The sequence below is a fragment of the Owenweeksia hongkongensis DSM 17368 genome, from assembly GCF_000236705.1.
Lineage (GTDB): Bacteria > Bacteroidota > Bacteroidia > Flavobacteriales > Schleiferiaceae > Owenweeksia > Owenweeksia hongkongensis.
The window spans coordinates 2,640,078-2,655,173 of record NC_016599.1 but is presented as its reverse complement, the minus strand read 5'-3'; the positions used below and the strand labels follow the sequence as shown (position 1 = coordinate 2,655,173).

The window sequence follows — 15,096 nt, the reverse complement described above, 5'->3', positions numbered from 1 at the left end:
CCAAAAATCACTTTTGCCGATGGTGTAAATGGGGAGTTTTCGGAGTTTGGAAGCTATTCTTCGGAGTTTGGCTTAGCCACCCAGATTTAGGCGTTCTTTGAGCACTGGCCGGAAAGCCCTACTCACAGGAATAACGGACTGCCCCACAACAATTGTTGTTTCTTCTATATCCACAATTTTGCTCAGGTTTACGATGTATGAACGGTGTACTTTTTGAAACTGAGCAGCAGGTAGCTTTTCTTCCATTTTGGTAAGCGTACTATGTACAATACACTTGCTTTTATCCTCCAGATGGAGCTTTAGATAGTCGTCCATCGTCTCTACATACATAAGGCTTTCAAATGGCACACGAACATATCGGCCTTCTGATCGGACAAAGAAGTCATCACGTTTTTCCACTGTGTTATCCAGTCGTTCTACTGCTTTTGCTAAACGACCGTAGCTTACTGGCTTTGGAATAAAATCGAGCACTTCGTACTCAAAAGCCTGTACGGCATAGTCTGGGTTGTTGGTGGTCAAAATTATATTAGGCAGAGTATCCATAGAAGCTAAAAACTCCATTCCACTGAAGTCGGGCATTTCTACATCCAAAAAGATGACATCTACCTGGTTTTTCTCTAAATACTTTTTAGCATCAATGGCCGATTCAAAAGATTCAACCACTTCAATATTATCCACTTTTTCAATGAGATAACTCAGCGATTCGCGCGCCATTTCTTCGTCATCTACAATAAGTGCTTTAATCATTCTCAGTATAGTTTAAGAGTATTTGTTTCAGTTGTTTTAGCTTCTCCTCTTGCTGTGCAAATTCGTGCACCAATTTCGGTATTTCTTTTTGTTCCTCTTTAGTAATACTTCCTGCTTTAATTTTTAGCTCTATCTGGCTATACTTATTAGAAAGGTCCACTATTCCAAGCATTTTTAAACCAGGCGATTGTTTGTGAAACCAGCTTTTCAGGCCATGAAGGTCATTTTCTTTTAATAATTCCACAGCTACTTTGTACTGCTTATCCAGCAACCTTAAAAAGATCCCAATCATGTTTAGCGCATACTCTATATCCTTTCCATAGAAGTCACTCAGAGCATTGGCGTCAATTCCATCCGGTAATGATAAAGTGGAAAAAATAACCTCTTGGGCTTCCATAGAAAGGCCACGTTTCGATTTACCTAAGTGTAAGATCAAATAATTTAATAATTGATCAGGTGTAAATGGTTTAGTTAAATGACCATCCATCCCTACCCCCAGAGCTTTCTCTTTTTCGTCCAATAAGGCTGAGGCTGTGAGCGCTAAAATTGGAGTCCTGCAATTGGGGTTTTTCTGATTATTTCTAATCTCTTGGGTTGCTTCATATCCATTTATTAAAGGCATTTGCATATCCATTAAGATGATATCGTATTTTGTTTTTTTAGCTTCTGCTATGGCTTGCTGCCCGTCAGACGCAAACTGACACTCTACTCCCCATTGCTTTAACAAGCCCTTAATATACTTTTGATTCAAATAGCTATCCTCTGCTACCAATATTTGTTTGCCCTCTAATTCGGCATAGTTTTCTTCACTTTTCTCCTGATCGTTCCAATCTCGAAATTCACCTTTGGCCATCCCTATGCTAAGACTAAAAGTAAAACTTGATCCTTTACCTTTTTTGCTAAATACATCAATGCTTCCGCCATGAATCTTTACTAATTGCTTTACAATACTTAAACCAAGGCCCGTACCGCCATGTTTGGATTGAGTAAAGTTGTCTTTCTCTTGTTTATAGGGCTCAAAAATCTTCTGAAGTTTAGCCTGTTCGATACCTATCCCCGTATCTGCTACACTTACTATTAAGCTTCCCTTGTCTTCTTTATTTGGCCTATAGCTTACATCTACGTTTATTGAGCCATTCTCAGTAAACTTAACGGCATTACCAATCAGATTCAGCAAAATCTGATTGACAAAATTTCGATCTGCCAAAATATTTACAGGCACACTTTTATCTACCTTATAATTGATAGTATTAAACCTCTCTTTGGCCCTGTGTTCCATCGTTTTACAGACCATAGATAATACGTCATTTACATTGAGTTCACTGGGCACCATTTCCACTTCACCAGATTCGATTTTAGAAATATCTAGCACCTCACTAATCAATCCATGCAGAATATCACCGGCATACTGAATATCGTTTACATACTCCCTTTGGTCGGCATTAAGCTGAGTTGTACCTAAAAGATTAGCCATACCCACCACCGCATTGAGCGGTGTGCGTATTTCATGGCTCATATGCGCTAAAAACTCTTTCTCGGCTTGCCTTGCTTTCTCGGCCACCTCTTTTGCTCTTAGAAGGTCATTCTGAAGCTTTTTTTGATTTGTTATATCAAGATGTATCCCAACTGATCCGATCATTTTTCCCGATGGGTTATAAAATGGTGCTCCGCTAATGGTTACCCATATTAGTCTTTCGTCCTTTCGCCTTAGTTGTATTTCATACACTTCGGCTTCACCATCTTTACGCTTTTCATTTCTATTTCGCATCTTTTCCACACCTTCCGCTGTGAGCAAAAGTTTTTCAAGGTCGGACTGTTTTAGTTCTTCTACGGAGTAACCCGTCATTTCGCAAAACCAGCTATTAGCAAATATGACTTTGCCTTGCTGATCTACCTCTACCAATCCCAGCTCCATGTTTTGAATGATCCCCCGGTATTTGTTCTCACTTGCTTCCAAAGCTTCTTGCACTTGTTTTAAGGCGCTTATATCCCGGGCTACAGCCGTAATCATAACCGGGTCTTTACCTTTAAAGTCAATTTGGGCAGTCTGGCCAAGCCAGCGTACCTCACCATCCTTGGTTACTACCGGAAACTCATAATATGTGGCCTTTCGCATGCTCTTTACAGCTTCTCCATAATAGCGCTGCACTTCCTCTCGCATGTCTTCCCGAACAAGATCCAAATAATGCATTTGTAAAATTTCATCGGTGGTGTAGCCAAGCAAGCGTTCGGTAACCGGGTTGGCATAGGTAAACTTACCTGAGGGCGAAGCATTGTAAATAATATCACCTGCAGACTCTACCAGTGTTTTAAAACGAGCTTCACTTTCCTGTAATTCTTTAGTGCGCTCAGCAACGGTAGCCTCCAAATGTTCATTAAGCTTTTGCAACTTAAGATTGCTCTGGTAAAGCTCAAGAGCTTTTTGCTCCAAAATTGTCTCAGCCTGTTTTCTAGCTTTTATCTCTCGCTGTAGCCGCCTTTCAAGTAGATCAGACATAGGTGATTATTGTGCAGTGATTGTAAATCTCACTAAGCTACCGTCTTCATTCAAAAAATCGCGTTGGATATTAGCATCCTCTTTATAATGCTCGAGGGTTTTTTCAATAAGTCCCAATGCTAAATCCGACATTTTTCTTTCAGAAGTATACGTCATCACCATTTCTCCAGAAGTCTTTTTATTGATTTCAAACCTAGGCAACTCCGCATCAGGGTAAAGCTTAGCAACCTCAATATGGATATAATTATCTATTGAGCTAAAGAGATCGAAAGCCGTTGGGTTGGGTTCAAAAAATTCTGGATAGGACTTGTGAAAAACCATAAGAAGATGATGCCCAAACTTTCTAAGTACTTCACCAACCTCTTGCTCAGATCGCTGAGCATAAGCCACTACTAACGCGACTATCTCAGTATGGCTATAGGTACCCACCGCGGTATACACACCCTCTGATTCCGGGTCCACATCGTTTATGATTTGATCCACCAACTCATAGTCGTGAGCGTCCTCAACCATTTGCAGAAACTCAGTAAATACAATGCCTTTCATTTGTTTTCATGATTTTTGTAAAGATGATTTAAAATTGAGATTCTTCCAAACAAAAAACCCTGACCAGCTTTCACCAATCAGGGTTTCTTAATTCTTAATACCAGATACCAATTACCCAGTACCCACTACTATATTCTATCCGTTCAATGCCTCAGCACCACCCACAATCTCTAGGATTTCGTTGGTAATAGCTGCCTGACGCGCTTGGTTGTACGACAGTTTCAATTGCTTTCTAAGGTCAGAAGCGTTGTCGGTTGCTTTGTGCATAGCCGTCATACGTGCCCCGTGCTCAGAAGCATTGCTATCAAGCAAAGCTTTGAAAAGTTGTGTCTTTAATGACTTAGGAATAAGGTCTTCAAGAATTTCTTCTTTTGAAGGCTCATAGATGTAATCCGTTTGTGAAGTACTGTTGCCACCTTCTACTTCGCGTACCGGCAAAAACTGCTCTACTTGTACGCGCTGTACAGCTGCATTCTTAAACTGGTTATACACCAATTCAATTCTATCGTACTCTCCTTTGCGGAATTTCTCCATTAGCATTTCAGCAATCTCACTTACATTTTCAAAAGTAAGATCATCATAAATGCTATTGCGCTCTCCAATCTGGTTAAGCCCTCTTCTACCTGCAGCTTCAAACACTTTTTTACCAATGGAAAAAACAGTGTATTCTACATTAGAGTTTGCGCTCACCTCGTTAGACACAGCCTTCATGATGTTGGCATTAAATGCTCCGGCCAATCCACGGTTAGAAGATATAGCTACCAAAAGCACTTTTTGCACATTATCAGCCTTGCGAGCATACTCCCCTTCGCTAGCGTCAAGAGTGGCACTTACGTTTACCAATATCTCTTCAAGCTTTTGGGCATAAGGACGCATCTCGGTAATAGCATCCTGCGCGCGCTTTAGCTTTGCAGCAGATACCATCTTCATAGCAGAGGTAATCTGCATGGTAGATGATACCGAGGTAATTCTATTTCTTAATTCCTTTAAGTTCGCCATCTTTCAGATTGCAATTTTTCAGTTTGCAGTTTGCAAATTGCCCACTGCTTTTATGCTAATTGAAAACTAGTAATTCGCTGATAATTCCTTAGCTACTTTCGTCAATACATCAGTAACTTCATCGGTAAGTTTTCCAGCTCTCAAAGTATCCAAAATGTCTTGGTGCTTGTTTTCCAAAAAGCTGATATACTCAGTTTCAAAAGCTTTCACTTTTTCTACAGGAACATTGTTAAGCAATCCCTTGGTACCTGCATAAATGATAGCAATTTGCTTTTCTACAGACACAGGGCTGTTTACACCTTGCTTAAGGATTTCCACGTTACGCTTTCCTTTGTTGATTACTCCCATAGTGGCAGCATCAAGGTCAGAACCAAACTTAGCAAATGCTTCTAGTTCGCGGTACTGAGCTTGGTCAAGCTTAAGGGTACCCGATACTTTCTTCATCGACTTAATCTGAGCGTTACCTCCTACACGTGATACAGAAATACCTACGTTAATTGCAGGACGCACACCTGATAGGAACAAGTCAGATTCCAAGAAGATCTGTCCGTCAGTAATCGAAATTACGTTGGTAGGAATATATGCTGATACATCACCCGCCTGAGTTTCGATAATTGGAAGAGCGGTAAGTGAACCACCACCTTTTACTTTACCCTTCAATGACTCTGGAAGATCGTTCATCTGAGATGCGATTTCATCATCATTGATCACCTTAGCGGCACGCTCCAATAAGCGGCTGTGTAGGTAAAATACATCACCAGGGTAAGCCTCACGACCTGGAGGACGTCTCAATAGTAGAGATACCTCACGGTATGCAACAGCTTGCTTAGACAAGTCATCAAATACGATCAAAGCAGGACGACCTGTATCACGGAAATACTCACCGATAGCAGCTCCGGCAAATGGTGCGTAAAACTGCATTGGTGCAGGATCAGCAGCATTTGAAGCTACAATTACAGTGTAAGCCATTGCTCCTTTATCTTCAAGGGTTTTAGCAATACCTGCCACTGTAGATCCTTTTTGGCCAATAGCCACATAGATACAGAATACAGGCTCTCCCTTATCGTAAAATTCTTTTTGGTTGATGATGGTATCAATCGCCACGGTAGACTTACCAGTCTGACGGTCACCAATAATCAACTCACGCTGACCTCTTCCTACAGGAATCATAGAGTCAATCGCTTTGATACCCGTTTGAAGTGGCTCAGTTACCGGCTGACGATAGATAACACCAGGAGCTTTACGCTCAAGTGGCATTTCAAAAGTTTCGCCTTGGATTGGTCCTTTACCATCAATAGGGTTACCAAGAGTGTCTACCACACGACCTAGCATACCTTCACCTACTTTTAGTGATGCGATACGGTTGGTGCGTTTTACAGTGCTACCCTCTTTGATATTATCTGCTGGGCCTAATAGTACGATACCTACGTTATCTTCTTCAAGGTTAAGTACGATTCCTCTTAGTCCACTTTCAAATTCAACCAATTCACCGGCTTGAGCTTTGCCCAAACCATAGGCGCGGGCAATACCGTCACCTACTTGCAATACAGTTCCTACTTCTTCTAGCTCAGATTCAGATTTGAATCCTGCAAGTTGTTGTCTTAAAATTGCTGATACTTCAGCTGGGTTTACATCTGCCATCTCGATTAACCTTTATGAATGGTTATTTAAAAATCTGCTATATACTGGTTAGACTCAAATTGTCTCTTAAGCTGGTCAAGCTGGTACGCGATGCTACCGTTATATTGCTTGTCTCCAACTCTGATTTTAACACCACCAATAATTGATGGATCTATCATCTCTGTAATTTCTATAGAGTTTCCGGTTATGCCTTTCAGCTTTTCGCGGATATCATTTCGTTGAGCTTCGCTCAATTCTACTGCACTTGTTACTACAGCCTCTTCTATACCTTTATTTTTGCGGTAAAGGTTCAAAAAGCCGTGTGCAATACCTTCAAGCTGAGACTCACGCCCTTTGCTCAAAATGATGTTGATAAACTTGAAGGTAAGGTCGCTTATCTGTCCTTGAAACAAGTTGACAAGAATCGCTTCCTTTTTATCAGCATTTACAATTGGGCTCTTCAACAATACACGCAAATCTCTTGAAGAAGCAATAACCTTCATTACATAGTCCATATCCTTCATGCTTTCCTCAAGCTTATTTTGCTCGATAGAAAGATCAAGAAGAGACTTTGCGTATCTGCGATTTAATGCGGTTACTATCATCAGGTGCGCCTTAGTTTAATTTGAAATCTTGCAATTGCTCCCCAACAAGAGCTTCCTGGTTTGCTTTATCAGAAAGTTCCTTGCGGATAATTTTTTCAGCAATGTCGATTGACATTTTAGCTACCTGATTCTTCAAATCAACAATAGCCGCCATTTTTTGGTTTTCGATTTGCTCGCGAGCTTGCTCGATAACTTTATTTCCTTCTGCAGTAGCTTTTGCCTTTGCGTCAGCTACCATCTTTTCGCTAATCTCACGGGCGTCTTTTAGAATACCGTCTCTTTCAGCTCTTGCTTCACGGAGAATCTGCTCATTGTCAGACTTCAATTTCTCCATTTCTTCGCGAGCCTTGTCCGCAGATTTTAATGCATCTGAAATAGATGTTTCACGGTCTTTTACCGCTTTCAAGATCGGTTTCCAAGCAAATTTCCCTAAAAGGAAAAGTAGGATAAGGAAAGTAAGAGTGGTCCAAACGATCAGTCCAATTGCGGGCGTTACTAATTCCATATTAATAAACTGGTTTATTCTTTTATGTAAGTACTTGTTTTCTTTGTTTAATTAAACCGAAGCTAGCAGCCAACCGCTACTGAGCTTCGGTTTGGTCTTCTTCAATTACTTCAAGAAGGCTACTACTACACCAAAAAGGGCAACACCCTCAACAAGTGCAGCAGCGATAATCATAGCAGTTTGGATTTTACCAGCAGCTTCAGGCTGACGGGCAATAGCATCCATAGCACTCCCACCGATTTTACCAATACCGAATCCGGCACCGATTACAGCAAGACCTGCTCCAATTGCAGCATAACTCATGTTACTTAGATTTGAAATTAAACATTAAAAAAAATCTTAATGACCTTCCTCTACTGCTTGGCCAATAAATAGGGCTGCAAGCATGGTGAAGATAAAGGCCTGTAATGCTGCTACCAACAGCTCTAATACTGATATAAATAGTGCAAATGGCACTGAGATTCCTGCTACTCCCACATTTTTGAAAACAAAAATCAAGGACATCAAACTCAAAATAATAATGTGACCTGCAGAGATGTTTGCAAACAAACGAATCATCAATGCGAAAGGCTTGGTAAGTATTCCAATAACTTCAATAGGAATCATAATTGGCCACAAAGCCCAGTGGGTGGGTGGTGCAAAGATATGGCTCCAGTAATGCTTACTACCATTAATATTTACTACAATAAGTGTAAATGCGGCCAAAGTCATAGTAAAAGCAATGTTACCAGAAAGGTTGGCACTAAAAGGGAAGAAAGGAATAAGCCCGATAAGGTTGTTTATCCAAATAAGGAAGAAAATAGTAAGTAGGAAACCCATATACTTCTCGTATTTCTTACCAATATTAGGTCTTGCGATTTCATCACGTACAAATACTACAAGAGGCTCCATAAAGGAAGCAAGTCCACTTGGCACCGCATGTCCTTTCTTATATTTTCCTCCTACAGGTATAAATATCAAGCAAAGAAAAACAGCTGACATTAAAAGTGTGAATACATTTTTGGTAATAGAAAGGTCAACTGGCGCGCTAGCGTTTACCGGATGGTGCTCATCATCTAACTCTAGAGTAGTAGCTCCTTCTTCAAGCATAAAGATGTGTTCATGAAGATTCACGAAACGCATTCCATTGCGCTCTACCACTTCTCTACCTTCTATATCATGATGAAAAGCTGAAGACATGAAAGTAACCAAGCCGTTATCTGTCCACAAGATAACTGGCAACGCAACAGAAACAGCATCATGGCCCTCACCATATACATGAAAACCGTGAGTGTCACCAATATGATGCAAAATCATTTCAGCAGGATCAAACTCACCCTCCTCATCACCGTGCGCAGCTTCTTCATGATGCTCATCCAGCTGTGAGTGGTCTAAATCCACTTTTTCAGCGGCACGATCCTCTAGATTGTGCTCATTTTTATCTTGCGCTTGCAAGTTACTGGAGAACCCTAACAACAGCATAAAAACTGCTAAAGAACTGAGTTTTAAATATTTACTCATTGTATAAAGTGTCAACTTAGCCTTTTTAAAAATCGGGGCAAATGTAGAGATAAATATTTGAACGAATAGTGGAAAAAAAAGGAAAACTTTTGCCTTTTACTACTCAGCTGCGAAGGGGCTCTTTTGGATAAGAATATAGGCCTCGCGTACTTCGAAAAACAAAAATGCAAGGTAAATAGCAAAAAAATTGAAAACAACTTCCTTTACATCATACACTGGTGGCTCCAGTAGTGGATACAGATAAGCAAAGCTTACGATCATTTTTATAATTACCAATCCGGCAAAGGTGAACCCCACCTTGGTGTCATCCAACCTTGCCACCACCAAGAGCATTGCGTAAGCAAGCATGGTAAGCGCCACCACAAATACATGCATTTTGTAAACCTCCTTTATAGGAAAAGTCATGGAAATATTAGTAGCGACCAAATAATGTAATGCCGCAACCACCAGCGAAAAAACCAGCAACTTTAAGAGAAACTGTAAAAAGGCTTTAAGTACCGTCATTTACTTTTTTAGAAAATCGCGAAGGGTGAGATAGAGTGCTGCAAAGATTGAAAACAATCCAATGCCTATGGTAAACCATGGTGTTTCATTAGCGTTGCGCTTGTCTAGCCAAGAGCCCAACAATACTCCAGCCACAATTATACCCCCCATCTGGAATGCCAAAGTGGAGTATTTTATATAAGAATTAAGCTGAGGCTTCTTCTTTTGATTTTTCTGATCGGTTTCCTGCTGATTCATCATTCTTCATCTTTCTTACTACCGATCCCATATTACATGATCCGCTGAACTCAGCACCAGGCTCTACAGATAGTTTATTGGTTTGCACCTCTCCATTTACTATAGCCGTGGCTTGTAGTGATAGCAATTCACTTACCTCAACCTTGCCCTTCAGCTTACCAGAAACGGTGGCGTAAGCACACTTAATGTCACCTTCTACAGATCCGTTTTCGCCAATCACCAATTTTCCGCTAATGCTAATGGTTCCTTTTAGTGATCCATCTACTCTAATATCTCCGTTTGAATGCACCTCGCCTTCAATATTGGTTCCGGCCAATATCCGATTGCTTGCTTGGTTTGCATCTGTTACGTCCCTATTTTTCTTAATCATCTGTGATTTACTTTATGTAATTCTCCTTATAATATGACTCGTACCCTTCAAAATCTTTTGTGCTGTAGAAGGTTTGAAAATTAGTGTTCGAAATTACAAAATGTTTTACGGCTGCCCCTCCCAAACCTTTGCTAGCCACTTTTTGCTGCGTTATATTCTCCACATAACTAAGCGCTTCCTTCTTATCTGCCAGACCACTCACTAATATCATTTGCTCTGAAGGATTTAAATACACCGCCTTTGTTTTCAGGCCAGAGTTTTTAAAATACTTCTTATTAAAATCTGCTATAGCTATGGTCATATTACTCACTAAACCTTTGGTATTGGGCACTACCAAAATATACTTGTGTTGCTCATTATCGGTTACCTTATAAGGTGACTCTTCTTCCTTTTCTTCAGGTTGTTCTGTAGCCACGGATCCCGGCTTTTCGTTGACCTTAGCCTCTTCTTCCTTACCACTTCCTATTTGTGCTAAGATTCGCGCAGCTTCTTTTCCTTGCTCGGTACTTGCATACTGATTGCTCACCACAGTAAGTGTAGCTATCATACTTTCCGTTTTTCCTACCTTTCCCTGGCTCAATGCTTTTACCATCAAAAACTGTGGGCCTTGCTCTGTATTACCAAAAGCCACCGCTCCTGAATCAGACATCTTTAACGCCTTTTTGTATTCGCTTTCTTTAAAAGACTTGTAGGTTTTTATGTAATACAACTTGGCTTTAGAAGCATCTTGCTCACCTCCAGCTACCAAGCCATCCACTAGGCGAGCATATTCAGAATCGGGAAACTCCTGTTTAATTAAGTTCTTATAATACTGAGCATCCGTTTCATCTTCGGCCAGCACATTTATGCGATACAGCATATACCACACACGGCTTTTTAGTTCCAAGTCCGGGTATCGTTTTAGGAGTTCTTTGAGCTCCACTTCAGCTTGGTGATAATCCTGAAAGTTATCCTTATAAATAGCTCCCACATTTATGAATGCATCTATTATCATCACATGGCTTTTGGCCATTGCCTCTTCAGTAAGTGGAACATTTGCCAAATACTGCTGCACTTTACTGTTCGCTTCCTCTTCAGCAGAGGCCGTCACATCGCCTCCTTCTTCAAGATCGTCATCGCTACTTTTGCCTCCGTCAAAGTCACTTATCGTTTCCTTATCTCTTCTTCGCCAGTTATCTTCCAGCTTTCGGTTTCCAAACTGGTTTGTAAAATCACGCACGCCCACCGATCGCAAGCTTTGATTGTAAAAATACCATTGACCACCCTTTACTGCACCTTGGTTATTTGCTGTAATAGAGCCTTCCTGTGCAAAAGGATTCGAGTTTCGCATTTCGTCCTCCCTTCTTTTTTCTTCAGCAGCTTCTTGTTCCTTTTCTACTATCTCTTCTATTTTGCGCAAGCGTTGCTTTTCGCCCATATTGGCTAGCATCTGTAGGCTGTCTTGGGTAATAATAATGTTCAGGTTTTTCACCAACTCACCCAAGCTTTCCTTTTTCCTTTTTACCTCATCAAAGCGTGGGTTTTCTTTATCAATGTTGGTAAAGGAGCTATCGTAATAGGCAGAAGCCACTGTGTACATTTTATCATCAAAATTGTTTTCGGCCAACTTCAAATAGCTCATCCCTTTTTGATTATTATTGATGGTGCTATTGCGAACTGATTCTTTTAAATAGTCTTCTTCCAAGCCGTCTTCATCAAGCTTGGCTTGCACCTCAGCCATCACATAATAAATCTGATCACGATTATCATAATTTTTATCATCCTTCAGCATAGCTCGCAAGTCGTCCATCACAACTTCCGGATCCTGTAGATCTACGTCATAATTACGTGCGCGATTTAGCTGTGCTTGAAAAAGCAGTTCGTAAGGAGGGCCTTTTTTGATCACCTTCTTAAACATTTCACTCGCCTCAAAATCATTGCCCAGTGCAGAATGCAGCTGACCGATAATAAACATCCATCGAATTTCACTATCCCGGTCCTTTGTTTTATCCACCGCCTGGGTAAGCAGCTGTATAGCCACAGAGTAATGTTTTTGATCAATCTCCAATTGGCCAAAAGCCGCAAAAACATCTCCCTTCAATTTTTTTGGAAGTCGCTCACTTCGATACATTTTTTCAAACTTATCCTTAGCACTGATAAAGTTCCCCAAACGTGTTTCGGTGCGTGCCGCCCAATAGCGTGCTTCTTCATAATCTTTTGAATCTGGGTATTGCTGCACACAATAATTAAATGTTTCAAGTGCCTCCAAATACTCACGTTTGTAGTATCTGGCTTTTCCCAAAAGCAGATAACTATCATCCACATAAGTGTTCTTTTGGTCATTGCGAATCATCATAGAGTGCTCCTGAATGACCTTGGCCGCTTTTTCAATGGCCTTATCCATTGTAGGCTTTACATTAGAAGCCGCAGCTTTATCACCCTCCTGAAATACCGAAAGTATAGTGTTGAAATCATCGCGATGCGCCTGCTTTAGTGCGGCCTCGCCCTGTACCATAGCCTGCTGACCATTATACAATGGATTAAACTTGGATACCATACGGTGAAAAGTACGGCTCGTAAAAGTGTCTTTCGTTTTTTTACAGCCGGCCAATACAAGAGCCAGTCCAAAGAATAGGACTATTAGTAATTTATATGGTTTCAGAGCGATCGCCTTTTAAGGATTCAATTTGTGTAACTGCAAAAGAGCAAAATTATTTTAATTTTTTGCTAATTGATGCAAAGGTGTATTAATATCCTGCTCAGCAATTAGGCAATCTCTTTTTTTAAGAATAAAAAAAGTACACCACCAATCCTCCTGCCAGCCACAAATAACAAAGTAAGGCCAGATACTTTAAAACTTGCTCCAGCAGTTTACTTTTTGGTGCCATTTCCTTCATGTAGTGCATCCCCTTAAACTTTGAAAAACCTAACCACATCAGGAATCCAGAAAGAGCGAGAAAGGCAAGGTTCAGGTAAAATGTATAGTTCAGTTCAAAATATTTGGAATCGGAGATGGTAACCTGAGAGGGATCTGGTAATATTCCCGCTAAGGAAAAACCATAATGCAACATTAGCGAAGTCCCGATAAGTGATGTAAAAAGTAAAAACAGAATAAACAATGACATTTTCCAACCATAGTATTTCGCATTTATTCTCAATACCGGAAACACCACCAGGTCGCTAAAAATAAATGCCATTACTCCTGCAAAGCTCACCCCTTTGCCAAACAAAAGTGCCGCCAAAGGAATATTTCCCATAGATCCGATAAAAGTTAAAAAGGCCGCAACCGGCCCAACAATAACATGCTCCAGAATCTCAAAAAATGAAAAGTCGGTGTTGCCATTTCCTGAGTTTATAAATAATGTCTGAAAAAATGAGTCAGGAACAAAAGCCGCAACTATTCCAGCAATGGTAAAGCCCACCGTAACATCCTTCCATACCATTTTCCACTCCATGGCGTATTGGCGAGAAACTTTTGCCCAGTTTTTTTCTCTCTTTATGCTCTCCTTCCAATCAGACTTTTCAGCCTCTTCATCTTCTTCGGCAGACTTCAAATTTTCTCTGGCCCGTTTTATCAATTTAGTTGGGTTAATAATTCTAATTAAGAGCCAACTGATTAATATTAGCAGGACGCCTCCCACATATTCACCCACTACAAATTGCCACCCTAAAAAAATGGATATGATGATTCCCAACTCCACCACCAGATTGGTAGAGGCTAACAGAAATGAAATAGAAGAAACAAAACTTGCCCCTTTTTGAAAAAGTGATTTGGCAGAAGCCAAGGCCGAAAAACTACATGAACTACTGATAAACCCAAAAAAAGCACCTAGTAGGACACCCTTTCCTTCTTTCTGGCCCATGGTTTTTTGCATGCGCTCTTCTGTAACAAAAACTTGAATCATACTACTAATGAGGTAGCCTAAAGCAAATGCCCATAGTGCCATCCAAAAAAAGCCAGCACTTGTATAGGCGGCTTCTCCCCATTTTTGTAAAAATTGCTGCATATCGGTTTTTTAAACCGGTAGCTTTCTTTAATGTTTGAAAAAAACTCACAAAGCCTTTAGCCCTTAATCGGTTCCCTCAAGTATCATTTCGATGCCCACTTGTACTGCCCTCGTTTGTGTAAGCATCATCATATGCGAGCCATTTTTAATCACCACATCACAATTCACATTATTTATAGGAATGGTGTGGTCATTATCTCCATGAATGTGAAAAACATTGTCGGGAAGACAATCTGGCTGACTCCAATTTGTAATCATGTTGATCGTTCGCTTCAAAAACACTGGAGATTTAGAATCCAGCATGGCATTGCAGGTTTCTTTTTCTAACCTTCTATCTGGCTCAAAAATAGGTTGTGCTACAAATGATAATTGCTTAACCCAAGCCGAAGGAACCGCCTTATAAACAGGAATCGATTTTTGAAAGCGATATTGAAGGGGTAACTCATCTCTGCATTTTGCACTCGACACAAGAATTACTTTTTCTGGATTTAAAAACTTACTCATCTCCACAGCTATCATCCCTCCAAGGGAAACACCAACTAGGTAAAATGATTTTGATGTATCAATTTGGGCGGCCAGTTGACGTGCAAACCCACTCATAGTTTCACCCTCTTCAGGAATTTCCCAGTTTACATAGCACATTTCATATTTTATAGAGTCTAGTTTTAGATTCTTAAAAATTCGATAATCAGAACCTTGACCGGGAATAAGATAAACACGCTTTCTGTGACCCACACCCTGAGCTACTCCAAGTAATGGCAAGAAGGAAATAACAAACAGAAAAATGCGGAAAATCATGGAGATTAATCTTTGCTGAATAGCCTAAGTAACAAAGATCAGCTGAAAATGATTGCTTCGTTAGAACAAAGCCGAAATACTAAACTCGAAACAAAATATAAAATGGCTGAACAGTTCCAGTACTAAACCGTGCCTTCAAGCATTTGTCAATCGTAAAGCAAAAATCGTGAACCACAATCCTA

15 protein-coding genes are annotated in these 15,096 nt (G+C 40.4%); all 15 read right to left on the bottom strand.

What is annotated here, in order from left to right; genetic code table 11:
* Window positions 1-72 precede the first annotated feature (72 nt).
* Window positions 73-747 (bottom strand): LytR/AlgR family response regulator transcription factor, encoded by a 675-nt coding sequence (locus tag OWEHO_RS11740; protein ID WP_014202697.1) that lies wholly within the window; start codon window positions 745-747, stop codon window positions 73-75.
* On the bottom strand, window positions 740-3,244 hold the full coding sequence (locus OWEHO_RS11735; protein WP_014202696.1) for a PAS domain-containing hybrid sensor histidine kinase/response regulator: 2,505 nt from the start codon (window positions 3,242-3,244) through the stop codon (window positions 740-742). Before OWEHO_RS11735 ends, OWEHO_RS11740 begins: the two co-directional genes overlap by 8 nt.
* Window positions 3,245-3,250: 6 nt before the next feature.
* Window positions 3,251-3,790, bottom strand: coding sequence for a heme NO-binding domain-containing protein (locus OWEHO_RS11730; RefSeq protein WP_014202695.1), 540 nt, complete (start codon window positions 3,788-3,790; stop codon window positions 3,251-3,253).
* Between the two features lie 135 nt (window positions 3,791-3,925).
* Window positions 3,926-4,789 carry an ATP synthase F1 subunit gamma gene (atpG, locus tag OWEHO_RS11725; RefSeq protein WP_014202694.1) on the bottom strand — a complete coding sequence of 288 codons (864 nt, stop codon included), beginning with the start codon at window positions 4,787-4,789 and terminating at the stop codon, window positions 3,926-3,928.
* 66 nt (window positions 4,790-4,855) lie between these two features.
* On the bottom strand, window positions 4,856-6,430 hold the full coding sequence (gene atpA, locus OWEHO_RS11720) for a F0F1 ATP synthase subunit alpha (protein WP_014202693.1): 1,575 nt from the start codon (window positions 6,428-6,430) through the stop codon (window positions 4,856-4,858).
* Between the two features lie 26 nt (window positions 6,431-6,456).
* Entirely contained in the window at window positions 6,457-7,014 is a 558-nt protein-coding gene (gene atpH, locus OWEHO_RS11715) for an ATP synthase F1 subunit delta (RefSeq protein ID WP_014202692.1), read from the bottom strand.
* Between the two features lie 10 nt (window positions 7,015-7,024).
* Complete coding sequence (locus OWEHO_RS11710; RefSeq protein WP_014202691.1) at window positions 7,025-7,519, bottom strand: F0F1 ATP synthase subunit B; 495 nt, start codon at window positions 7,517-7,519, stop codon at window positions 7,025-7,027.
* Window positions 7,520-7,624: 105 nt separating this feature from the next.
* The gene (atpE, locus tag OWEHO_RS11705; RefSeq protein ID WP_014202690.1) at window positions 7,625-7,822 is read right to left on the bottom strand and encodes an ATP synthase F0 subunit C; all 198 of its coding nucleotides are present in this window, start codon (window positions 7,820-7,822) and stop codon (window positions 7,625-7,627) included.
* Window positions 7,823-7,858: 36 nt separating this feature from the next.
* Window positions 7,859-9,019 carry a F0F1 ATP synthase subunit A gene (gene atpB / locus OWEHO_RS11700; RefSeq protein ID WP_223252686.1) on the bottom strand — a complete coding sequence of 387 codons (1,161 nt, stop codon included), beginning with the start codon at window positions 9,017-9,019 and terminating at the stop codon, window positions 7,859-7,861.
* A 99-nt stretch (window positions 9,020-9,118) separates the two neighbouring features.
* Complete coding sequence (locus tag OWEHO_RS11695; RefSeq protein WP_014202688.1) at window positions 9,119-9,523, bottom strand: hypothetical protein; 405 nt, start codon at window positions 9,521-9,523, stop codon at window positions 9,119-9,121.
* Entirely contained in the window at window positions 9,524-9,760 is a 237-nt protein-coding gene (locus OWEHO_RS11690) for an AtpZ/AtpI family protein (protein WP_014202687.1), read from the bottom strand.
* Window positions 9,708-10,130: a bactofilin family protein gene (locus tag OWEHO_RS11685; RefSeq protein WP_014202686.1), complete on the bottom strand. Its 423-nt coding sequence runs from the start codon at window positions 10,128-10,130 to the stop codon at window positions 9,708-9,710. Before OWEHO_RS11685 ends, OWEHO_RS11690 begins: the two co-directional genes overlap by 53 nt.
* A 7-nt stretch (window positions 10,131-10,137) precedes the next feature.
* Window positions 10,138-12,720, bottom strand: a complete 2,583-nt coding sequence (gene porW, locus OWEHO_RS11680) for a type IX secretion system periplasmic lipoprotein PorW/SprE (protein WP_456152320.1) — start codon at window positions 12,718-12,720, stop codon at window positions 10,138-10,140.
* A gap of 172 nt (window positions 12,721-12,892) precedes the next feature.
* Window positions 12,893-14,116 (bottom strand): permease, encoded by a 1,224-nt coding sequence (locus OWEHO_RS11675; RefSeq protein ID WP_014202684.1) that lies wholly within the window; start codon window positions 14,114-14,116, stop codon window positions 12,893-12,895.
* Between the two features lie 63 nt (window positions 14,117-14,179).
* Window positions 14,180-14,914: an alpha/beta fold hydrolase gene (locus OWEHO_RS11670; RefSeq protein ID WP_014202683.1), complete on the bottom strand. Its 735-nt coding sequence runs from the start codon at window positions 14,912-14,914 to the stop codon at window positions 14,180-14,182.
* Between the last annotated feature and the right edge of the window lie 182 nt (window positions 14,915-15,096).